The sequence below is a fragment of the Bradyrhizobium ontarionense genome, assembly GCF_021088345.1.
Taxonomy (GTDB): domain Bacteria; phylum Pseudomonadota; class Alphaproteobacteria; order Rhizobiales; family Xanthobacteraceae; genus Bradyrhizobium; species Bradyrhizobium ontarionense.
On sequence record NZ_CP088156.1, the window covers coordinates 1,356,418 to 1,377,164 of the forward strand.

The window sequence follows — 20,747 nt, forward strand, 5'->3', positions numbered from 1 at the left end:
TTACAATCAGAAGTTGATCGTCTTGGCATCCAGCGGCGTACAGCGCGAGCCCTGTTCGTAGATCGGTCAGACCCGTGTGGCGGATCTGAGATCCGCTTCGGCACGTCCCCGAAGTCGTGAAGCGAGTGTCAGATCCAAAGCCATACTAGACTCTTGATTTTGCTGGCGTCCTTCGACACTGGCGTCCGTCGCGGACGCGCGGCGAACTGATACGAGCGTCAGAGTTGGGACGCCGGCCCGTGTTGCAGTCGAACTCTGCCGCAGCCCTTCAGTCATCTCCGTTCATGTTGGCGGCCGCGCCATGTTGTACGGCAACGGCCGAGCCCGCCGCGCTGCTTGGCAAACAGCCGCGCTACAACTATAGATGTCATACTGATTTTTTTATCTGCAGACGATTGCGTTTCCCGTTCGAATTTCGGCCAGCCGCGGTGCGCGGCGGCGAGGTCATGGTGCGGAGAGAATTTCGATGGCGAGCTGGATCGAACTCCTGGAGGCGGTCGATCGCGCAGCGCAGGGTGAACCTCATCTGTTCGCCGCCTCCCCGCCCCTGGCCCGCGCCAGAGCCGCGCCGTCCCCGACTGACGAAGACCGCACTGCGGCAGGCCGGCTGCATATTCAGTGCGTCTCGCGAATCGTGACCCAGCGCCTGCCCTATGCCGATGGCGAAGAGGTCGCCGCACTCGCCAGCGTCTATCAGCTGTTCAAGGAAGCCAGGACCATCTTCGATGCGCATCCGCAATGCGGCCTGCTCAACGACCTCGTATGGCACGTTCTCAATACCCGGGTGCGGCCGTTCACGGCCAAGTGGCACCGCCTAAGCGAGCGCGGCGCGTTGGCGGCGCTGGACGCGACCGACGTATTCCGCGACGACCTCGCACGATTGCAGCCGATCCTGGCGCGCCTGGACGCGCTGCTGGTCGCCATTCGCGACGGCACGCCATACGCGCCACCCGGCGCGGATCCGGCCAACAGCAACGAAGCCGACATCACCGCGGAGATGGGGGGCAGCCTGCCATGGGGAATCGACGACAAGCTCGGCGGTCTGGACGCGCGAATGGCGGCAGATATCAACCGGCAGGAACGCGACGCCATCGCACTGCGGCGCGCCGTGTATGCCGACCGCCTTCGTGCAGACGGACGAACGGCCACGCAAGATGACTGGACCGCACGTCCGCACGCTGCGGCGCTGGCGATTTCCGGCGGCGGCATCCGTTCCGCAACCTTTGCGCTCGGCGTCCTCGTCGCCCTCGCCCGCCGCAATCTTCTGTTCCAGTTCGACTATCTCTCGACCGTCTCGGGCGGCGGTTATATCGGCTCGTTCCTGACAACGTTCTTGAGCGGCCCGGCGCCAGACGGTGCGTCCCTCGGGCTCATGCGCAGCGATCTTCCGTTTCAGCGCGAGGATGGCGAGGCCGCGGCGCTGCGCCATGTCCGCCATCACAGCAAGTATCTGGCGACCGGCGGGCTGGCAGAGCGGCTGCGGATGGCGTTTGCGCAGGTCTACGGCATGGCGATGAATGGTCTGGGCATCGTCTATCTCGCGACCATCGCCGCGCTCGTGGAATACGTCCTCAGGCTCGTTCTTCCGCCAGAGTCCTTCTGGCCGATTCCCCTGCTGGTGGCCGGCGTGGCGCTGCTCGCGACGCCCTTCGTGCTGCCCCAGCTGGCACGCCGCCGGAATCATCGCAGCGCGGCGGATGGATTGCTGCTCGCGCTCTGCATCATTCCCATTGCACTGCTGGCCTGGCAGGGGCTCGGCTGGCTCCACGTCAACGTCGAGTGGCAACCGCTCTACCTGTTGATCCCGCTGGTTCCATTGCTCGCCTCCGCGCTGCTCGCGCTGGCCGGCCGCGTTGCTCTCCCGCTCCGGATCCCGCTGATGGTGGCGTCATCAGTCGCGGTGCCGCTGATATTCATCGGCACCGAACTCATCGTCTACCATCATATCAGGGACGAGAGCGTGCTACCGGTGCTCGGGTCGACCAGCAATATCTTCATCGCAATGGTGCTCGCCGTCGTCGGTTTCTGGCTGCTCTGCGACCTCTTCGACATCAACTTCACGGCGCCGCACCGCCACTACAAGAAGAAGCTCGGCGAAGCCTATCTCGTGCAGCCCGACTCTGCAGAGCCGCTGGGACCACTGCGGGAGAACGTGTCCGTCGCCCTCTCCGCCTGCAACGACGCCGGACGCGGTCCCTATCATCTCGTCAATTGCGCGTTGAACGTCCCAGCCTCGAAGCAGGCCAGGATGCAAGGCCGCCTGACGGATTTCTTCCTGTTCAGCCGCGCCTTCTGCGGCAGCCCATTGACCGGCTATCAGCCGACGCAGGCGTGGGAGCGCCTCGACGACGATCTCGACCTCGGCACCGCGATGGCAATCTCCGGCGCGGCGGCAGCGGCCCAGATGGGCACGGGAACGATCAGGACTCTGAGCTTCTGGCTGGCGCTGTTCAACATCCGCCTCGGCTACTGGATCAGGAACCCGGGTCACGCGCGCGCCGGTGACGTCGGTCCGCCCGGGCTCTCATACCTCCTGCAGGAAATGTGCGGGCTCGCCGACGAGAGCCGGCCTCACGTCAACGTCTCCGACGGCGGCCACATCGAGAATCTCGGCGTCTATGAATTGCTGCGGCGACGCTGCAAATACATCGTCGCCATCGACGGCGAGCAGGATGCTCAAATGACCTTCCACGGTCTCACCACGCTGCAGCGCCTTGCCGCCATCGATCTCGGCATCACCATCGACATCGGGCTGGACCAGCTCCGCCCGAGCAAGACGAGCGGGCTCAGCCACTCGCATTTCGCCTTCTGTCGCATCCACTATCCGCGCACGACGCGCGACGACGGCGAGAGCCATGGCTACCTGATCTATCTGAAGCTGTCGCTGACCGGCAATGAGGGGGAGTTCATCCGTCGCTACCGGCTGGATGAGCCGAACTTCCCACACCACTCCACGGCCAACCAATTCTTCACCGAGGCCCAGTTCGAAGCCTATCGCAGCCTCGGCGAGCATGTCGGTGACAAGCTGTTCCTGCCCGCGATCGTCGGGCCGGACATGTCCCAGCACTCCGCGGACGTCCGGGTCGAGGAGTGGTTTCTCGCGATCGGGAAGAACATGCTCTCGCCGCTCCGGTAACCCGATCGCCGGGCGTGGCGGACGATCAGGCGGACGCGCCAGCCGGCACTTCTGCCGCCCTGCCGTGCCCGGATTGTGGTGAAAGCCCAGTGGGCGCTTGACCTGCGCGCCAAGGCTTGGTTTGACCCGATTGCGTCCGGTCGGGAGAGCCCGGCCGGGCGCCGTCCCGCCTCAACCGTGGAAGATTCCTGATCATGCGTATCACCCTCGTCGGCTCTCGCCATTTCGGTGTGGCCACACTGAACATGCTGCGCGAGAGAGACATCGAGATCGCGCGGGTCGTCGTGCACGACGCCGAGGACCGACTCGCGGCTGCGGCGCGTGCGGCGGGAATCGACGTCGTGGTCCAGGCCAATCCGAAGCTGGTGCCTGCCGGCGAGATTGCGCCTGGCACGGACCTGATCGTCGCGGCGCATAGCCATGCGCGGGTGACCCAGGATGCGGTCGCATCCGCCAGGCTTGGCGGCATCGGCTACCATCCCTCGCTGCTGCCGCGGCACCGCGGTATGGCGGCGGTGGAATGGACCATCAAGGAAGGCGATCCGATCGCCGGCGGCACCATCTATCATCTGGCCGAGCGAATGGACGCAGGCGCCATCGCCGCACAGGATTGGTGCTTCGTCAGGAAGGGCGAGACGGCCCGCGAATTGTGGGAACGCGCACTGGCGCCGCTCGGACTCAAGCTGCTCGGCGACGTCGTCGAATATGCGAAGGCGAACGGTACGATCCCGGCCAAGCCGCAGGACGAGCAGTTTGCGACCAAGGCGCCCAGCCTCACGCCGCATTGAACGGGGCGCCGTCGGGAGCCACACGCAAGAAGAGCTGGCTTCGCTTGACCGTGCCTGCTTCGGGCAAAACGGTGGACTCCGGCTGACGACACAAGCTGTGGCACGAATCTGCTCGCGTGACACGCGAACCGCAGTTTGCTCACAATGCCGCCCGAATGGCTCGGAACCGGGTTTTGCATTAACCTTTACGTGTCTGAGATTGCTAGATAAATTTCTCTTGCGGCGATGCGGCAAATTTTCGTCACAATTCCTCCAAATAAGGTACTGATCAAAGACATTGAGGGACAACGATTCATGCGTCTCGACCGCATTGGAATGGCTTTCGTCGCGTCGATCCTGGTTGGCAGCACGGCGGCCCCCGCATTCGCCCAGTCACCCTATGACGGTCAGTGGCAGGTCACGATCATGACCAGCAGCGGCAGCTGCGAGCCCACGGCCAGCTCGACCCTGACCGTGGCAGACGGTAAGATTTCTGGGCCTGGCGCCAACGTGACTGGTTCTATTGGGCGCGAAGGCCTCGTGAAGGTCTCGATCAATGGCGCATATGCGAATGGGCAGCTCAACGGCAATTCGGGTTCAGGAAAATGGAATGGCGCCTCGGCGGGGATTCCCTGCAGCGGACGCTGGCAGGCGTCGCGCATGTAACGCCGATCGCTCGCTTCTGAAGATGGTGCGGCGGCTCTCGGCCGCCGTCATCGTTTTTGCCGCGAGCATCGCCGCCTCGCCCGGCCGCGCCGATCCCGGCCCCTTCACCGGCTTGGCCGGAACATGGGGCGGCAGCGGCACGGTGGCTCTCGAGGACGGATCCACCGAGCGCATCCGCTGCCGGGCCACCTATAGCGTATCCGGCCCGAGAATGACCCTGGCGCTGACCTGCGCCAGCGACGCCTACAGGTTCGGGCTGCAGGCCGACGTACTCGCCGAGGGCTCGGCCATCTCGGGCAGCTGGAGCGAGACCAGTCGTGGCATCAGCGGCGTGCTGCAGGGACGCGGGGGCGGCGGCAACTTCCAGCTGGTCGCGACCACCGCCGGCTTCAACGCCAACATCGCGCTCGCAACCCGCGGCAACAAGCAGTCGGTGTCGATCCGGGCCGACAGCCAGTTCCGCGCAGCGAACATCTCGCTGTCGCGCTGACGCAGGCCCGGTGGCCCTCAGGCCCGCTTGGCGCTCGCGACCGGGCCGCCGGTCGGAGCCGGAGCCAATTGCGCTGCGGTTCGCTTGATCGTCTTGGCGACCAGCAGCGCCTGCTCCCTGGTCATGGCAAAGTCCTGCACGCCTTTGTGGGTGGTCAGCGACAGCACCATGAGATGAGGCTCCTTCTCAGGCCAGCCCGTGGCAAAGGCGGTCAGGAAATCGGCTGAGGCGGCACGTTCGGTCATGTCTCAAAGCTGCCCTTGGATGTTTCGCGGCGGTGGCTTTAGGACGAAACACGGCCACACTCCACGTTTTTCTCGGCGGCTGCGCCCCTCCGCAACGACAGCGCCGCCTGCCGCGTTGACGCGCTGCATCGTTGATTTCATTTGCATTACCCTGCACCCGAGGCGATACAGCCGCTCTCGCCGCCTCCGCCCGCCTCTGCCTCCCCAGCCTCATGCATCGTCCAGCTTCGAAACTGATGGCCGCGCTGTGGATGATCGGCTGGCTCAGCCTCATGCTGGTCATGGTGGTGGCCGGGCGCGAAGCGATGCGCGAGCTGAACGTGTTCGAGCTGATGGAGCTGCGCTGCCTGATCGGCCTCGTGATGCTGTCTCCGGTCGTTGCGCTCAGCGGCGGGACCGCCGCGCTCCGCACCATCAGGCTCAAGGGGCACGCGGCACGCAATCTGATCCACTATGGCGCCCAGCTCGGCTGGTTCTTCGCTCTCACCCTGATCCCGATCGGCCAAGTGGTGGCGATCGAATTCACGATGCCGATCTGGACGGCGCTGCTTGCCGCGGCCTTCCTCGGCGAACGCATCACCCTCTTCAAGCTGCTCGCGATCGTCCTCGGGCTGGTCGGCGTCGTCGTGATCGTTCGCCCCGATACCGGCGCGATCAATCCGGGGCAGCTCATCGCGCTCGGGGCCGCCGTCGGATTTGGAATCTCGATCGCGCTGGTCAAGTTCCTGACGCGCACCGAGCCGACGGTGTCGATCATCTTCTGGATGCTGGTGGTCCAATCCGTCGCCGGTCTGGTCCCCTCACTCGTGCTGTGGACCTGGCCGTCGGCCCTCGGCTGGGGCTGGATCGTCGTCGTCGCCTTCTGTGGGACCTTCTCGCATTTCTGCATGGCGCGCGCGTTGCTCTATGCCGACGCCACCATCGTGATCCCGATGGACTTCCTGCGGGTCCCGCTGACGGCCACCGTCGGCTGGCTCGTCTATTCGGAACGCCTCGACGGCTTCACGGTGCTCGGCGCAGCGCTGATTCTGGCGGGCAACCTCCTGAACCTCCGTCCCCCGCAGCCTGAGCCGGTAACGGCGAACAGTTCGTCCCGAAACTGACGCCGCGGAACAGCTCCGATCCGTGGGCATCGGTGTGACCATTGTCACGCAACCGAAGAGATACACGCGATCGGCGTTGGTAGCGCGCAACACTCGCAAAAAGCTTTGTGGCAGATCCGTGATTTTTTGTATGGGAACAAGACTTTTCGGCTCGAACGACGACAAATGCGGGAATGATCGCTTCGCTTTTTCGTTGGGGGATCTCCTGCATGCGCTATCTCACCATCACATTGTCCCTGCTCTGCATGGTGCTGACGGCAGAAGCCGCAAAGGCCGACCGCCGAGTCGCCTTCGTCGTCGGCAACGGCGCCTATAAGAGTGTGGCACAGCTGCCGAACCCGCCGGTCGATGCCAAGGCCATGGCGGCAACCCTGCGCAACGTCGGCTTCGACGTCGTCGAGGGGACCAATCTCACGCGCGACAAAATGACCGAGAAGCTGCTCGACTTCGGTCGCAAGGCACAGGGCGCCGATATCGCGGTGTTCTATTACGCCGGCCACGGCATCGCGATCTCCGGCACCAACTACCTGCTGCCGGTGGATGCCGACCTGAAATCGGAAATGGACGTCAAGCTCGGGGCGGCGATCAACATCGACGTGACGCTGGACCAGACCATGGGCGACGCCAAGGTCAAGCTGGTCTTCCTCGACGCCTGCCGCGACAACCCGTTCGCTGCCAAGATCAAGTCGAACTCACCCACCCGCAGCGTGTCGGTCCAGACCGGCCTTGCCGAAATGAAGTCGGGCGAAGGCACGCTGATCGCCTTTGCGACGGGCCCGGGCCAGACTGCACTCGACGGTGAGGCCGGAGCCAACAGCCCGTTCACGCGCGCCCTGATCTCGCACATCGGGCAGCCCGGAGTCGAAATCCAGCAGGCGATGACCGCGGTGCGCGCCCAGGTCAACGAGGAGACCAACAAGGGCCAATTGCCGTGGGGGCATACCAACCTCATCGGTGCAGTCTATCTCAACCCGTCCGCCACCCCTGCTGCAACGGCGACGGCCGCCGGAAGCACTCCCGTCGCCGCCACGGCGACCGCAACAGCGGGCGAGGCCGAGCTCGAGTTCTGGCGCTCGGTCAAGGATTCCAACAAGCCGGAAGAGCTCAACGCCTATCTCTCGACCTATCCGAACGGTCAGTTCAAGTCGCTGGCGATGGCGCGCATTGCCGCGATCGAGAGCGGCGCCGTCAACACGGCGACCCGCAACGTCGCCAAGGGCGTCGATCCCGCCACCTTCACCGAAGAAGGCACCCAGATCGCCGAGGATCAGATCGGCCTCGACAAGACCAAGCGGCGCGACGTCCAGCGCCGCCTGACGGGCTTGGGCTTTGACACCAAGATGACCGGCCTGTTCGACGACGAGACCCGCGGCGTCATGAAGCGCTGGCAGGCGGCCCGTGGCTATCCGTCGACCGGCTTCTTGACGAAGCTGCAGCACAAGGCCCTTCTCGCCGAGCCGCAGCCGGCGCCGGCAACCGCCTCGGTTGGCGACGAGGCCAAGCCGCGCCGCGCCAAGCCGGCGGGCAACGTCGCTGCCGGCGGCCCGCCGCCGCAAGGCGCACCGGTCTACCGCAATCCGCCACCGCAGGACAACGCGGGCAATGCCGCCGGCGCCGCTTTCATCGGCGGCATGATGGGCGGCGTGATCGGCGGCGCGCTGCGCCGCTGACCCGCTCTCCATCGCTCGAAGGCAAAAAAGCAAAGCCCGGACCGTAAGGTCCCGGCTTCGGTTTTTGAACGACACATGCCGCTCGTCAGAGACCGGCAGCCTTGCGCAGGGCTGCATTGATGCGGTCCTGCCAGCCTGGTCCTAGCGACTGGAAGTGCTCCAGCACGTCCTGGTCGATCCGCAAGGTCACCTGCTCGCGTACGCCGGGAACCGCAACCTTCTTGGGCGGCGCCTCCACCGGCTTGGTCGTCACCTTCTTGAACGCGGCCTCCGCCTCAGTGCGGGCATCGGCAAGCGTACGGGGACGCCGCGGCTGATCGGCCATGATCAGATCCCCTCGAACAGCGCGGTGGACAGATAACGCTCGGAGAACGACGGCACGATCGCCAGGATCGTCTTGCCTGCGCTCTCCGGCCGCTTGCCGATCTCCAGCGCCGCGGCGATCGCCGCGCCCGACGAGATGCCGCCGGGAATGCCTTCGTTGCGGGCCAAGGCGCGAGACGTATCGATCGCGGTCGTGCTGTTGATCTTGACGATCTCGTCGATGACCGAGCGGTCGAGAATGTCGGGGACGAAGCCAGCGCCGATCCCCTGAATCTTGTGCGGAGTGTGCTGGCCGCCGGACAGCACCGGGCTTTCCTCCGGCTCGACGGCGACGACCTTCACATCAGGCTTGCGCGATTTCAGGACCTGGCCCACGCCGGTGATGGTGCCGCCCGTGCCGACGCCGGCGACGAACACGTCGATATTGCCGCCGGTATCGTTCCAGATTTCCTCCGCCGTGGTGCGGCGATGGATGTCCGGGTTGGCAAGGTTCTTGAACTGCTGCGGCGTCACCGAGTTCGGCGTGGTGCGCAACAGCTCCTCGGCCGTCGCAATGGCGCCTTTCATGCCCTGCGTCGCCGGCGTGAGCACGATCTCCGCGCCGAGGAAAGCCAGCATCTTGCGCCGCTCGATCGACATCGACTCCGGCATCACGAGCTTCAACTTGTAGCCCCGCGCCGCCGCCACGAAGGCCAGCGCGATGCCCGTATTGCCCGAGGTCGGCTCGATCAGCACCGTGTCCGCCTTGATGACCCCGGCCTGCTCCATCGCCACGATCATGCCGACGCCGATGCGATCCTTCACGCTCGCGGCAGGATTGAAGTATTCCAGCTTGGCCAGGATGGTCGCCTGCACGCCGTGCTGCTCGGGCAGCCTTCGCAATCGCACAATCGGCGTATTGCCGAACGCATCGACAATTGAATCAAATACGCGTCCACGTCCTGGATGCTGCGTCGCAGCTGACGATTCCATAACATTACTCCCTGCGCGCGCCCCGGCGCGACATCGTCGATGTTCATCGACCATCTTCAGCGAGCCTGCTGCGCTGCGCAAGCACGTTTACGCGATCACACGATGACGGCGCTGCACAACAAGTCATGGTAAAATTACGCAAAACCAACGCATTTGTGTTGCGACAGGGTCAATGACTTCGGTGTATATTAGACTTCAGTCGGATGGGAGATTCACGGTGTAGGCTGATGTCGACTGCGATCCGATCGCAGCTATGGGCATCAGAAAGGGTGACGTCAGCTGGATGTCATCTTCAGTATGATATCATCCGAACGATAGAAGCAGAACGTCGGTACCAGACGAGATCACGTCAGTAGGACGGACGATATAAGAACAGACTGCCCGGACAAACTCTTTGTATGACGGACTTTAGACCCGTTGGAAGTTGGACTCGTTGAAGCTGGACTCGTTGAACGTAGACGCCATCCAAACAGAGATCGCCAACAAAGAGAGCGCCCAGGAGGTCCCTATGTCAGCACTCGCTGATCTCATGTCGACCACGACGCCCCGCCCGGATCCCCGCGGCTGCGATCTGCCGACATGCCCAGTCTGCGCCGACTCCATGATTGCAGCCGAGGCATCGGCTTATCTCGCAGACAACGCGATCAGCTATCTATGGACCTGCGACACTTGCGGCTACGGCTTCGTCACCAAACATACAGTGAAGGGCCGCTTCGCCTGCAATTGAACGGCGCAGCTGCATAAGCGTTCCGCGACGTGATGTCGCTGCTATCATGCATGAGCAGCGCCCGACTTTCCAATCCGTCCAATCTTTCGGCGGCGCTATGCTTCGCTGATCGCGCTCTCGTGCCGCGAGGCCGTCAGCCGACGCGCGAGGTGATGTCGCCGCGCGCCCAGTCGGCCTTGGTGCGCTGATAGAAATCGGCGAAGCTGCCGTGCGCGATCGCATCGCGCATCCCCGCCATCAGCTGCTGATAATAGGCTATGTTGATCTCCGACAGCAGCATCGCGCCCAGCGCCTCGCCCGACTTGATCAGATGATGCAGATAGGCGCGCGCATAGCTGCGCGCCGCCGGCCACGGGCTCTCCGCGTCGAGCGGCCTGTCATCGTCGGCGTGGCGGGCATTGCGCAGATTGACCGGCCCGAAGCGCGTGAAGGCGACGCCATGGCGGCCGTTGCGGGTCGGCAGCACGCAGTCGAACATGTCGATGCCCCGCTTGACCGACTCCAGGAGATCGTCGGGCGTGCCGACGCCCATCAGATAGCGCGGACGGCTCGCCGGCAGCACCGGCGCGGTGGCCTCGATCATCTCGAGCATCACCGCCTGCGGCTCACCGACGGCGAGGCCGCCGATCGCATAACCGTGGAAACCGATGTCGACCAGTGCCTGCGCGCTCGCCACGCGCAGGTCGGGGACATCGCCGCCCTGGACGATGCCAAACAGCATGTAGCCGGGAGGCGCCGTCTCGAAGGCACGGCGGCAGCGCTCGGCCCAGCGCAGCGACAGCTGCATCGCGCGCTCGACGTCGTCGCGCCCGGCCGGCAGCCGCACGCATTCGTCGAGCTGCATCGCGATGTCCGAGTTGAGCAGGCGCTGCACCTCGATCGCCCGCTCCGGTGACAGCTCGATTTTGGCGCCGTCGATATGCGAGCGGAATGTCACCGCCTGCTCCGTCACCTTGCGCAGTGCCGACAGCGACATGACCTGGAAGCCGCCGGAGTCGGTCAGCATCGGCCCGCCCCAGCCGGTGAAGCGCTGCAGGCCGCCAAGGGCGGCGATGCGCTCGGCGCCAGGACGCAGCATCAAATGATAGGTGTTGCCGAGCACGATGTCGGCGCCGGCGTCGCGCACGTCGCGCCAGTGGACGCCCTTCATCGCGCCGGCGGTGCCGACCGGCATGAAGCCCGGCGTCCGAACCACGCCATGCGGCGTCGTCAGCCTGCCCGTGCGGGCCGCGCCAGAGGTCGCGAGCAGTTGAAAATGGTTGGGAAGGTCGCCTTCGGAGGAGCTCATAGCGGGCTTATTGCGTCAGGACGGGTCCCGATTCAACCGCGATCGGCGCAAGTTTGGCCCGCGACAGCCGTTGACGGCGGTTCCGGCCGCCCCTATGGTCCCAGCCCATGTCGACCATGACCAAACGCACGACGAAAACCACCAAGCCCTTGAGGGCCTCGGGAGGCGTGCGCGCGTAATCGAACTCGACCGCGACATCTTCGAACCGAAGCCCCGCCTGATGAAGGTCCGGGGCTTTTTTTATGCCTGAATTCCAACCGGAGACAGAGACGTGAAGACCGATCCTACCATTGCCATCGTCGGCGTGACCGGCGCCGTCGGCGCCGAGTTCATCGCCACCCTGGACCGCCGCAACGTCCGGGTCGGCCGGCTCAAGGCGCTGGCGAGCGCCCGCTCAGCCGGCCAGACCGTGAGCTTCCGCGGCCAGACCATCGTGATCGAGGAGCTGACCGAGCGCTCCTTCGAGGGCGTCGACATTGCTCTGTTCTCGGCCGGCGGCGGCATCTCGAAGAAGTTCGCACCTTCAGCGGTCCGCTCGGGCGCCGTCGTGGTCGACAATTCCTCGGCCTTCCGGATGGACCCGAACGTGCCGCTGGTGATCCCGGAGATCAACGCCCGCCGCATCCGCGACCACAAGGGCATCATCGCCAATCCCAATTGCGCCGCCATCACGGCGCTGGTGCCGCTATGGCCGATCCATCAGAAGAACCGCATCAAGCGCGTCATCATCTCGACCTACCAGGCCGCCAGCGGCGCCGGCGCGGCGGCGATGGACGAGCTGGTGCAATCGACCCGGGCGAGCCTCAACGGCCAGGTCTATGCGCCGAAGGTGATGCCGCACCCGTTCGCCTTCAACCTGTTCAGCCACAACACGGCCATCGATCCCGACACCGGCTACAACGACGAGGAGACCAAGGTCATCAACGAGACCCGCAAGATCTTCGAGGACGAGGGTATCGCGATCGGCGTCACTTGCGTCCGTGTGCCGGTGCTGCGCGCCCATTGCGAGGCCATCACCTTCGAATGCGAGAAGCCGATCTCGGAAGACGAAGTCCGCCGCATCCTCGCGACCGCGCCGGGCGTGCGCGTCGTCGACGACCGCGCCAACAACTACTTCCCGATGCCGGTCGATGCCTCCGGCCAGGACGACGTGCTGGTGGGCCGCATCAGGAAGGACCTGTCCGATCCGTCAGGACATTCGATCGCAATGTTCGTGGCCGCCGATCAGCTGCTCAAGGGCGCCGCGCTGAACGCGGTGCAGATCGCTGAGCTCTTGCCGGAGCGTGTGATGGCGTAAGGCGGCTACGCCCTCTCCTCGCCTGCCACTGTCATCACCCGCGAAAGCGGGTGATCCAGGACTCACCGGCATTTGTTATCTGCCGAGACGCCGCGGCGTGCTGGATTCCCCGCCTTCGCGGGGAACGACGGCTGAGTGTGCGGCCGCGGATTGCCCGTGACGACCTACGAAACTTGTAGGGTGGGCAAAGGCGCTGCCGTGCTCTCTCCTGACGCGCGATCGCAGTGGCGCCGTGCCCACCGTCTCGCCGTGGAAATCGCTGATAAGCGGTGGGCACGCGCCGCCTGCGGCGTCGCTTTGCCGACCCTACGGCTCAACGACCCGCTCGTCCTGCTGACGAAACAGCAGACACGCATCGCCGTAGGAATAGAAGCGATAGCCGCTGCGGATGGCGTGCGCATAGGCGGCCTGCATCGTGTCGAGACCCGCGAAGGCCGAGACCAGCATGAACAGGGTCGAGCGCGGCAGATGAAAGTTCGTCATCAGGATGTCGACGGCGCGGAAGCGATAGCCCGGCGTGATGAAGATCGAGGTCTCGGCCTCGAACGGCGCGATGGTGCCGTCGCCAGCGGCCGCGCTTTCCAGCAGCCGCAGCGATGTCGTGCCGACCGCGACGATGCGGCCGCCGTTGGCGCGCGCGTCGTTCAGCGCCGCTGCCGTCTCGGGCGTGAGGCTCCCCCATTCCGCATGCATGCGGTGGCTGTCGGTGTCCTCGACCTTCACAGGCAGGAAGGTGCCGGCACCGACATGCAGGGTGACGCGCTGCAGCCCGACGCCGCGCTCGCGCAGCCGCCGCTCCAGCGCCGGCGTGAAATGCAGCCCAGCGGTGGGCGCGGCAACGGCGCCCTCATTGGCTGCGAACATGGTCTGATAGTCCTCGGCATCCTGCTCGTCCGCCGGCCGCTTGCCGGCGATGTAGGGCGGCAGCGGCGGCCGGCCGAGATCGGCGATCGCCTGGTCGAGCGCCGGACCATGGAAGACGAATGACAGCGTCACCTCGCCCTCGGCGCCCTTGGCCTCGACTGTCGCATCGAGATGGCCGAGCAGGCAGACCTTGCCCTCGTTGCCGAACCGGATCGTATCGCCCGGCGCGAGCTTCTTTGCGGGCCTGACGAGCGCCTGCCAGCGTGAACCGTCGAGCCGCTTGATCAAGGTCGCCTCGATCTTCGCCTCGGTGTCACGGCTGATGCGCCGTCCCGAGAGCTGCGCCGCGATCACCCTGGTGTCGTTGACGACGAGCTGGTCGCCCGGCTCGAGCCAGTCCGGTAGATCGGCAACCGTGCGGTCGCGCAACACGCCATCGCCTTGGACCACGAGCATGCGCGCCACCTCGCGCGGGCTCGCCGGCCGCAGCGCGATGTTCTCGGGGGGAAGATGGAAGTCGAAGAGGTCGGTGCGCATCGTTGTTCTGGACGACCATCGGCGCCTCATCCCCCGGTGCGCGTCAGCGCGTCTCGAAGGATGAAGGCCCGAATGTCGGCCTCATGGTTCGAGATGCGTGCTGCGCACACTCCTCACCATGAGGGTCTCGAAGTCTACGCCGCGTCGGCCGCCATGTGCGCCTTGACGATCTTGTCCGGGTTCTGCACCGGCTCGCCGCGCTTGATCTTGTCGACGTTGTCCATGCCCTCGGTGACCTTGCCCCAGACGGTGTACTGCTTGTCCAGGAACCGGGCGTCGTCGAAACAGATGAAGAACTGGCTGTCGCCGGAATCCGGACTGGCGGCGCGCGCCATCGAGGTCGTACCGCGCACATGCGGCTCGGCGTTGAACTCGGCCTTCAGCTTCTTGCCCGAGCCGCCCGTGCCGGTGCCCTGCGGGCAGCCGGTCTGCGCCATGAAGCCGTCGATGACGCGGTGGAAAACGATTCCATCGTAGAAGCCCTCGCGCACGAGCTCCTTGATGCGCGCGACATGGCCGGGCGCGAGGTCCGGACGCATCTCGATGGTAACGGGGCCCTGGGTGGTCTCGAGGATCAAAGTATTTTCTGTAACAGCCATGCTGGTCTCTCAGTTCGGTTTGGATTGATGGGGGTCAGGAATGGAAATCCTGGGATCCAGGTCGCGTAGGTGCCTTGAGACTACAGCCGTCGCCCCTCCTGACGGCCGTCGAATACGACAGCATGCTCGGCAATGCCGAGCAGGATGCTGCTCCAGGATAGACCTATCACCGTTAAAGCTGAAGCCGCCGGGCCTGTCGACCGGCGAGCGGCAGAATTGGCCGCCGTCCGTGACGTGGCAAACGGTTCCTTAAGGCGTGGGAACCCGGGAGCAAATACCGGGTTCCTCGCCTCCGCCTGTCACTTGATGTCGGAGGCGACCTGGACCTTCACCATCTTGTCGGGATCGGTCACGCTGCCGCCCGACGAGCCCGGAGGCGCCTTCTTGAGCTTGTCGACCACGTCCATGCCCTGCACGACCTCGCCGATCACGGTGTACTGGCCGTTGAGGAAGGAGGCATCGCCGAAGCAGATGAAGAACTGCGAGTTGGCGGAATCTGTGCTGTCGCCGCGGCGCGCCATGCCGACGGTGCCGCGCTTGAACGGCGTGCTCGTGAACTCCTGCTTCAGGTTCGGATATTTCGAGCCGCCGGTGCCGTCGAACTTCTGGCCATCGCCGGTCTGCGCCATGAAGCCGTCCATCACACGATGGAACGGCACGTTGTTGTAGAAACCTTCGCGCGCCAGCGTCTTCAGCCGTTCGGCGTGCTGCGGTGCCAGATCAGTGCGCAGCTTGACGACGATGCGGCCCTTGGTCGTGTCGATGACGAGCGCGTTCTGCTTGTCCAGGCCGGCGGGCAGCGATTGCGCCAGCGCCGGCAGCGCGAACACGAGAGCGAAGACGAAAGCAACAGCCCGGATCATGGCAACTCCGAAAGAATGAGAGGGGAACACGTGGCGACGCCGCGCGGCGCAAGGAGCCGCCGGCACGGGATTGTCAAACGAACTTGGCCTTGAGACCGGCGACTACGGATGGCGGCACGAAATGCGAGACCTCGCCACCCATGGCGGCGATCTGACGAACCAGGCTGGCGGTGATGGGACGAACCGACACCGAGGCCGGAACGAACACGGTCTGGATGCCCGGTGCCATGACCTGGTTCATGCCGGCCAGTTGCATCTCGTAATCGAGATCGGTGCCATCGCGGAGCCCCCGGATCATCATGATGGCGCCGACGGTCTGGGCTGCGGTCACGGTGAGATTGTCGTAGGTCGCAGCCTCGAGGCCGCAGCCGGCGGCCGCTGCCACCGGGCCGAATACGTCACGCGCCATCGCAAGCCGCTCCTCGGTCGAGAACAGCGGCTTCTTGCCGTGATGCACGCCGACCGCGACGATCAGCCGGTCACAGAGGTGAACGGCCTGCCGGACCACGTCGAGATGGCCGTTGGTGACGGGATCGAATGAGCCCGGATAGAGCGCAATGCGTTGCATGCGCCCGTCCTATACCGACCGGAACAGGCCGGCAAGCGGCTGGCGAAGCTGTGATGGCGGCAGCCCTCTCGTCGGCCTTGCCGGTCAGCGCGGCCGAGGACGTCGGAACCTGATCCCCTTCTGCCGATTGTTTCGTCGGCGTCCCCGCGACGAAACACATCCGCGACGAGACGAAACCAATTCTCGAACGACGCGAAGGCAGCCGGAAACCCGGCCGGGTTATCAAATCGTTAACGAACAAAGGGCCGAAAACGGCCTTCACAGGGGACCGTCATGATCAAAGCGCTCTATGCCATTGCGGCGGCCGGAACCGTCGCTGCTGCCCTCACCATCCTGCCTGGCTTTGCCCCTCAGGTCGAAGCCAGCGTGCCCAAGCCGCTGGCCAAGGCGGACCGTCTCGATTTCCGTCCGATCGGCCGTGACTGCTCGCAGCAGGCGTGGCCGAACTTCGAGGCGTCGTGCCTGCGCAGCGCCGGCACGAAGGCAACGATCCGCGAAGCGCGGATGGTCGGGGTCGACCGGACGCAGTGAGGCGAATAGCGAATATAAGGGAGGTCATTCTTCCCTTATTCGCCACACCCTATTCGCCATTCGCAGTCTCACTCGCCATTCGCCTCTTCATTCGCTGACCGCCCCGTTCCCATTCTCCGTCTCCTCGCCGATGTGCTCGACGGAGACGACATGCTCATCGTCGGCGGTGTTGAACACGATCACCCCCTGGGTGGAGCGGCCGGCAATGCGGATGCCATCGACGGGGCAGCGGATCAGCTGGCCCTTGTCGGTGACCAGCATGATCTGATCGCCGTCTTCGACCGGGAATGAGGCGACGAGCTTGCCATTCCGGTTGTTGACGGACATGGCGACGATACCTTTCCCGCCGCGACCGGTGGTGCGGTACTCGTAGGACGAGGTCCGCTTGCCAAAGCCGTTGACCGACACCGTCAGCACCACCTGCTCCTGCGCCGACATTTCGACGTAGCGTTCCTGGGACAGCTGGATCGCGCCCGTGGTGGCCTCTTCGCCCTCGCTTTCGACCGGCTCCTCGCTCGCAACATCGCCCGACATCGCCCGGCGCATCTTCAAGTAGGCCGTGCGCTCGTCCGACGTGGTCTCGACATGGCGCAGAATTGATAGCGAGATCACCTTGTCGCCGCTGGCGAGCGCGATTCCGCGCACGCCCATCGAGGTGCGGCCGGTGAAGACGCGCACGTCGGTGACGGGGAAGCGGATGCACTGGCCGCCATTCGCCGTGAGCAGCACGTCGTCGCGCTCGGTGCAGATCTGCACGTTGACGATCTCTTCGCCCTCGTCGAGCTTCATCGCGATGATGCCGGAGCGGCGCACGTCGACGAAGTCCGACAGCTTGTTGCGCCGGACGTTGCCGCCTGTCGTGGCGAACATCACGTCGAGATTGGCCCAGGAGGCTTCGTCCTCGGGCAATGGCATGATCGTGGTGATGCGCTCGCCCTGCTCCAGCGGCAGGATGTTGATCAGCGCCTTGCCCCGCGCATTGGGCGCTGCGACCGGCAGCCGCCAGACCTTCTCCTTGTAGACCTGGCCGCGCGACGAGAAGAACAGCACCGGCGTGTGGGTCGAGGCCACGAACAGCCGGCTGACGAAATCCTCCTCGCGGGTCTGCATGCCCGAACGCCCCTTGCCGCCACGGCGCTGGGCGCGATAGGCCGACAGCGGCACGCGCTTGGTATAGCCGGCATGGGACACGGTCACGACCATGTCCTCGCGCTGGATCAGGTCCTCGTCCTCGACCTCGCCTTCCTGCTCGGCGATCACAGTGCGGCGCGGCGTGCCGAACTCGGCCTTAACGGCGGCGAGCTCGTCCTTGACGATCCCCTGCACGCGCGCACGCGAACGCAGGATGTCGAGATAGTCGTTGATTTCAATCTTGAGCTTGTCCAGCTCGTCCGAGATTTCCTCGCGGCCAAGCGCGGTCAACCGTTGCAGGCGCAGATCGAGAATGGCCCTCGCCTGCTCGAATGACATGCGGATGGTGCCGTCTTCCGCGAGCCGATGACGGGGATCATCGATCAGGGTGATGATGGCCTCGACGTCCTTGGCGGGCCAATCACGCGACATCAGCGCATCGCGCGCGCTGGTCGGATTTGGCGAGGTCCTGATGACGCGGATGACCTCGTCGATATTGGCGACGGCGACCGCGAGGCCGACCAGGATATGGGCGCGGTCGCGCGCCTTGTTGAGCAGGTACTTGGTCCTGCGCGTGACGACGCGTTCGCGGAACGCGATGAAGATCGTCAGCAGATCCTTCAAGGTCATCGTCTGCGGGCGGCCGCCATCGAGCGCCAGCATGTTGGCAGCGAAACTCGTCTGCAGCGGAGTGAACTTGTAAAGCTGGTTCAGCACCACGTCCGGCACCGCGTCGCGCTTCAATTCGATCACGACGCGATAGCCATCGCGGTCCGACTCGTCGCGCAAATCGGAAATGCCTTCGATCTTCTTCTCGCGCACCAGTTCGGCGATGCGCTCGACCATGGTGGCCTTGTTGACCTGGTAGGGGATCTCCGAGACGATGATCGCCTCGCGGTCCTTGCGGATGGTGTCGATCCGCACCTTGCCCCGCATCATGATCCCGCCGCGGCCGAGATGATACGCGCTGCGGATGCCCGCCCGGCCGAGGATGATGCCGCCGGTTGGAAAATCCGGGCCCGGAATGATGTTGATCAGGTCGTCGATCGAGAGCGCGGGATTGTCGATCAGCGCGACGCAGGCATCGATGACCTCGCCGAGATTATGCGGCGGGATGTTGGTGGCCATGCCGACCGCGATGCCGCCGGCGCCGTTGACCAGCAGGTTCGGGAATTTGGCCGGAAGAACCGACGGCTCTCTGTCGGAGTTGTCGTAGTTGGCCTGGAAATCGACGGTGTCCTTGTCGATGTCGTCGAGCAGCGGAATCGCCGACTTGGCAAGCTTGGCTTCGGTGTATCGATAGGCGGCCGGCGGATCGCCGTCGACCGAGCCGAAATTGCCCTGGCCGTCGATCAACGGCACGCGCATCGAGAAGTCCTGCGCCATGCGCACCATGGCGTCGTAGATCGACTGGTCGCCATGCGGATGGTATTTACCGATGACGTCGCCGACGACGCGCGCGGACTTGACGTATTTCTTGTCGGGCGTGTGCCCCTGCTCGTACATCGAATACAGGATGCGCCGATGCACCGGCTTCAGGCCGTCGCGCGCATCGGGCAGCGCCCGCGCCACGATCACGCTCATGGCGTAATCGAGGTAGGAGCGTTTCATCTCGTCGAGGATGGAAACGGGACGAATGTCGGAAGGTCCGCCCGGCTCGCCGGGCTTCTCATCTTCTTTATCGGACAAAGGGGATTCCGGTCGGTTTTGACACGCGAAAATCGCTTGGAATCATATAGCGCATCGGGCCTTCGCAGGCCATCCCCAAACCGACCCGAACCGCGCTTTTTCTACTCGCCTTTCCAGGCACTTAACCAGACAGCACGACGGCGCAAGGCAGGCCGCGGGAACCGCCTCGGGCTACGGCCCGAAGACCACCTTGTGCATGATCCGCCCGGGCAGCAGGGTGAACAGTCCGGCGATCACCAGGGCGCCGGAAAACAGCGTGATCATGGCCCGGCGATGCGCCGCCACCCGATGGCGATGCGCGGCCCACACGGCGAGCGGCAGCACGCCCAGCGTGTAGATCGAAAGCAGGTGGATCGGGCTCCATGGACCAACCAGCCGGATGGTGTGAATCCAGAACGAGCTGACCGCGACAGCGGCCATCAGCGCGACCCAGATCCAGCCGATCGTTCGATGCGGCCAGGTCCCCTTCGGCGCGGCGAACTGGACGAGCCCCAGCGCGAACGCGGTCATCGCGGCAAGGGCGTGCAGCAGGACGGCGGGTTCGGCGGCGAGCAACGGTGCGAAGCTCATGCGACAGCCCCGTCGGTCAGGTCGCGGCAGCCTGCGCGTTGTGCAGGCGCTCCTTGATCGCGTCGACATCGATGCTGCCCGCACGCATCTTGGCTTCGGCCTGCCCTTTCACCGCACCACACAGCTCGACGAGCAGAGCATCGTGGGCGCATACGATGTCCATCTTGGTATAGACGAGATCGTACTCGACGGGCTCCCAGGTCCCGAGATCGGCCAGATTGTGCTGCATCTGGACCTCGAGATGATCGAGCGCCGCAGCGAACTTGGCCTCCGCCGTGGTCTTCGCCTCGAATTCATGGAAGAGATCGAATATCTCCTGCCCGACCGTCCCGGGCAGGCGCGACCGGATGTCCTCGATCGCCTCCCGCTCCTTGGCCGCCTTGGCATCCTTTCGGCTGCCCGTCTCGAAGAACGGGATGTCACCGGCCAGCGCCTCGACGAGGTCGTGGACGATGATCATCTTCAGCACGCGGTCGATCTCGACCGGCCGAGCGAGATGACGGTGCACGAGCAACGCGAGCAGCGACATGCTCCAGCTATGCTCGGCCACGCTCTCACGGCGTCCGTCCGACAGCCAGCTATGGCGCAGCTCGCGCTTCAAGCCCTCGGCGAGCCGGTAGAAATCGACGATCGTAGCCACAGCGTCTTGCATGGGACCAACCTCGCACGATCGCTTGCGTCTCGGGCAGCGCCCCTGACGACCGCCGGCC

General features: G+C 64.8%; 20 protein-coding genes. 9 read left to right on the forward strand and 11 right to left on the reverse strand.

Going from position 1 to position 20,747, the window contains the following annotated elements:
- Positions 1-466: 466 nt before the first annotated feature.
- The 4 genes from LQG66_RS05970 to LQG66_RS05985 all read left to right on the forward strand — a co-directional run bounded on the left by LQG66_RS05970 (position 467) and on the right by LQG66_RS05985 (position 5,059).
- Positions 467-3,136 carry a patatin-like phospholipase family protein gene (locus LQG66_RS05970; RefSeq protein WP_231324387.1) on the forward strand — a complete coding sequence of 890 codons (2,670 nt, stop codon included), beginning with the start codon at positions 467-469 and terminating at the stop codon, positions 3,134-3,136.
- Between the two features lie 194 nt (positions 3,137-3,330).
- Positions 3,331-3,924: a formyltransferase family protein gene (locus tag LQG66_RS05975; RefSeq protein WP_231324388.1), complete on the forward strand. Its 594-nt coding sequence runs from the start codon at positions 3,331-3,333 to the stop codon at positions 3,922-3,924.
- 294 nt (positions 3,925-4,218) lie between these two features.
- On the forward strand, positions 4,219-4,569 hold the full coding sequence (locus LQG66_RS05980) for a hypothetical protein (protein ID WP_231324389.1): 351 nt from the start codon (positions 4,219-4,221) through the stop codon (positions 4,567-4,569).
- Positions 4,570-4,591: 22 nt separating this feature from the next.
- Positions 4,592-5,059, forward strand: a complete 468-nt coding sequence (locus LQG66_RS05985; protein ID WP_231324390.1) for a hypothetical protein — start codon at positions 4,592-4,594, stop codon at positions 5,057-5,059.
- Between the two features lie 17 nt (positions 5,060-5,076).
- Here LQG66_RS05985 and LQG66_RS05990 read toward each other — a convergent pair whose 3' ends face one another.
- Positions 5,077-5,304: a hypothetical protein gene (locus LQG66_RS05990; RefSeq protein WP_231324391.1), complete on the reverse strand. Its 228-nt coding sequence runs from the start codon at positions 5,302-5,304 to the stop codon at positions 5,077-5,079.
- A gap of 212 nt (positions 5,305-5,516) precedes the next feature.
- Here LQG66_RS05990 and LQG66_RS05995 point away from each other — a divergent pair, with 212 nt between their 5' ends.
- Positions 5,517-6,407 (forward strand): DMT family transporter, encoded by an 891-nt coding sequence (locus LQG66_RS05995; protein ID WP_231324392.1) that lies wholly within the window; start codon positions 5,517-5,519, stop codon positions 6,405-6,407.
- Positions 6,408-6,616: 209 nt separating this feature from the next.
- Positions 6,617-8,077: a caspase family protein gene (locus tag LQG66_RS06000; RefSeq protein ID WP_231324393.1), complete on the forward strand. Its 1,461-nt coding sequence runs from the start codon at positions 6,617-6,619 to the stop codon at positions 8,075-8,077.
- A gap of 85 nt (positions 8,078-8,162) precedes the next feature.
- Here the strand turns inward: LQG66_RS06000 and LQG66_RS06005 are convergent, their stop codons facing one another.
- Entirely contained in the window at positions 8,163-8,402 is a 240-nt protein-coding gene (locus tag LQG66_RS06005) for a BrnA antitoxin family protein (protein WP_231324394.1), read from the reverse strand.
- Positions 8,403-8,404: 2 nt separating this feature from the next.
- Positions 8,405-9,373 carry a cysteine synthase A gene (cysK, locus tag LQG66_RS06010; protein WP_231324395.1) on the reverse strand — a complete coding sequence of 323 codons (969 nt, stop codon included), beginning with the start codon at positions 9,371-9,373 and terminating at the stop codon, positions 8,405-8,407.
- Between the two features lie 508 nt (positions 9,374-9,881).
- Here cysK and LQG66_RS06015 point away from each other — a divergent pair.
- Complete coding sequence (locus tag LQG66_RS06015) at positions 9,882-10,100, forward strand: hypothetical protein (protein WP_231324396.1); 219 nt, start codon at positions 9,882-9,884, stop codon at positions 10,098-10,100.
- Between the two features lie 133 nt (positions 10,101-10,233).
- On the opposite strand, the gene tgt is transcribed toward LQG66_RS06015, so the two are convergent.
- A complete protein-coding gene (gene tgt / locus LQG66_RS06020) occupies positions 10,234-11,388 on the reverse strand; it encodes a tRNA guanosine(34) transglycosylase Tgt (RefSeq protein ID WP_231324397.1) in 1,155 nt (384 codons plus the stop codon).
- Between the two features lie 271 nt (positions 11,389-11,659).
- Between tgt and LQG66_RS06025 the strand changes: the two genes are divergently transcribed.
- Positions 11,660-12,685, forward strand: coding sequence for an aspartate-semialdehyde dehydrogenase (locus LQG66_RS06025; protein WP_231324398.1), 1,026 nt, complete (start codon positions 11,660-11,662; stop codon positions 12,683-12,685).
- A 306-nt stretch (positions 12,686-12,991) separates the two neighbouring features.
- On the opposite strand, the gene queA is transcribed toward LQG66_RS06025, so the two are convergent.
- The 4 genes from queA to coaD form a co-directional block, all read right to left on the reverse strand.
- The gene (gene queA / locus LQG66_RS06030; protein WP_231324399.1) at positions 12,992-14,086 is read right to left on the reverse strand and encodes a tRNA preQ1(34) S-adenosylmethionine ribosyltransferase-isomerase QueA; all 1,095 of its coding nucleotides are present in this window, start codon (positions 14,084-14,086) and stop codon (positions 12,992-12,994) included.
- 134 nt (positions 14,087-14,220) lie between these two features.
- Complete coding sequence (locus LQG66_RS06035; protein WP_231324400.1) at positions 14,221-14,685, reverse strand: peptidylprolyl isomerase; 465 nt, start codon at positions 14,683-14,685, stop codon at positions 14,221-14,223.
- A 299-nt stretch (positions 14,686-14,984) separates the two neighbouring features.
- Positions 14,985-15,548, reverse strand: coding sequence for a peptidylprolyl isomerase (locus LQG66_RS06040; RefSeq protein ID WP_231324401.1), 564 nt, complete (start codon positions 15,546-15,548; stop codon positions 14,985-14,987).
- 73 nt (positions 15,549-15,621) lie between these two features.
- Positions 15,622-16,116 (reverse strand): pantetheine-phosphate adenylyltransferase, encoded by a 495-nt coding sequence (gene coaD, locus LQG66_RS06045; protein ID WP_231324402.1) that lies wholly within the window; start codon positions 16,114-16,116, stop codon positions 15,622-15,624.
- A 273-nt stretch (positions 16,117-16,389) separates the two neighbouring features.
- On the opposite strand from coaD, the gene LQG66_RS06050 reads away from it, so the two are divergent.
- Positions 16,390-16,647 (forward strand): hypothetical protein, encoded by a 258-nt coding sequence (locus LQG66_RS06050; protein ID WP_231324403.1) that lies wholly within the window; start codon positions 16,390-16,392, stop codon positions 16,645-16,647.
- An 87-nt stretch (positions 16,648-16,734) separates the two neighbouring features.
- Here the strand turns inward: LQG66_RS06050 and gyrA are convergent, their stop codons facing one another.
- The 3 genes from gyrA to LQG66_RS06065 form a co-directional block, all read right to left on the reverse strand.
- Entirely contained in the window at positions 16,735-19,467 is a 2,733-nt protein-coding gene (gene gyrA / locus LQG66_RS06055) for a DNA gyrase subunit A (RefSeq protein WP_231324404.1), read from the reverse strand.
- Between the two features lie 171 nt (positions 19,468-19,638).
- Positions 19,639-20,037 carry a DUF2306 domain-containing protein gene (locus tag LQG66_RS06060; RefSeq protein ID WP_231324405.1) on the reverse strand — a complete coding sequence of 133 codons (399 nt, stop codon included), beginning with the start codon at positions 20,035-20,037 and terminating at the stop codon, positions 19,639-19,641.
- Positions 20,038-20,053: 16 nt separating this feature from the next.
- Positions 20,054-20,689 carry an HD domain-containing protein gene (locus tag LQG66_RS06065; protein ID WP_231324406.1) on the reverse strand — a complete coding sequence of 212 codons (636 nt, stop codon included), beginning with the start codon at positions 20,687-20,689 and terminating at the stop codon, positions 20,054-20,056.
- Between the last annotated feature and the right edge of the window lie 58 nt (positions 20,690-20,747).

What these genes read in the sequence shown, in the direction of transcription:
- LQG66_RS05970 (WP_231324387.1), top strand. Translation starts at nt 467, where the DNA reads ATGGCGAGCTGGATCGAACTCCTGGAGGCGGTCGATCGCGCAGCGCAG.
- LQG66_RS05975 (WP_231324388.1), top strand. Translation starts at nt 3,331, where the DNA reads ATGCGTATCACCCTCGTCGGCTCTCGCCATTTCGGTGTGGCCACACTG.
- LQG66_RS05980 (WP_231324389.1), top strand. Translation starts at nt 4,219, where the DNA reads ATGCGTCTCGACCGCATTGGAATGGCTTTCGTCGCGTCGATCCTGGTT.
- LQG66_RS05985 (WP_231324390.1), top strand. Translation starts at nt 4,592, where the DNA reads ATGGTGCGGCGGCTCTCGGCCGCCGTCATCGTTTTTGCCGCGAGCATC.
- LQG66_RS05990 (WP_231324391.1), bottom strand. Translation starts at nt 5,304, where the DNA reads ATGACCGAACGTGCCGCCTCAGCCGATTTCCTGACCGCCTTTGCCACG.
- LQG66_RS05995 (WP_231324392.1), top strand. Translation starts at nt 5,517, where the DNA reads ATGCATCGTCCAGCTTCGAAACTGATGGCCGCGCTGTGGATGATCGGC.
- LQG66_RS06000 (WP_231324393.1), top strand. Translation starts at nt 6,617, where the DNA reads ATGCGCTATCTCACCATCACATTGTCCCTGCTCTGCATGGTGCTGACG.
- LQG66_RS06005 (WP_231324394.1), bottom strand. Translation starts at nt 8,402, where the DNA reads ATGGCCGATCAGCCGCGGCGTCCCCGTACGCTTGCCGATGCCCGCACT.
- cysK (WP_231324395.1), bottom strand. Translation starts at nt 9,373, where the DNA reads ATGGAATCGTCAGCTGCGACGCAGCATCCAGGACGTGGACGCGTATTT.
- LQG66_RS06015 (WP_231324396.1), top strand. Translation starts at nt 9,882, where the DNA reads ATGTCAGCACTCGCTGATCTCATGTCGACCACGACGCCCCGCCCGGAT.
- tgt (WP_231324397.1), bottom strand. Translation starts at nt 11,388, where the DNA reads ATGAGCTCCTCCGAAGGCGACCTTCCCAACCATTTTCAACTGCTCGCG.
- queA (WP_231324399.1), bottom strand. Translation starts at nt 14,086, where the DNA reads ATGCGCACCGACCTCTTCGACTTCCATCTTCCCCCCGAGAACATCGCG.
- LQG66_RS06035 (WP_231324400.1), bottom strand. Translation starts at nt 14,685, where the DNA reads ATGGCTGTTACAGAAAATACTTTGATCCTCGAGACCACCCAGGGCCCC.
- LQG66_RS06040 (WP_231324401.1), bottom strand. Translation starts at nt 15,548, where the DNA reads ATGATCCGGGCTGTTGCTTTCGTCTTCGCTCTCGTGTTCGCGCTGCCG.
- coaD (WP_231324402.1), bottom strand. Translation starts at nt 16,116, where the DNA reads ATGCAACGCATTGCGCTCTATCCGGGCTCATTCGATCCCGTCACCAAC.
- LQG66_RS06050 (WP_231324403.1), top strand. Translation starts at nt 16,390, where the DNA reads ATGATCAAAGCGCTCTATGCCATTGCGGCGGCCGGAACCGTCGCTGCT.
- LQG66_RS06060 (WP_231324405.1), bottom strand. Translation starts at nt 20,037, where the DNA reads ATGAGCTTCGCACCGTTGCTCGCCGCCGAACCCGCCGTCCTGCTGCAC.
- LQG66_RS06065 (WP_231324406.1), bottom strand. Translation starts at nt 20,689, where the DNA reads ATGCAAGACGCTGTGGCTACGATCGTCGATTTCTACCGGCTCGCCGAG.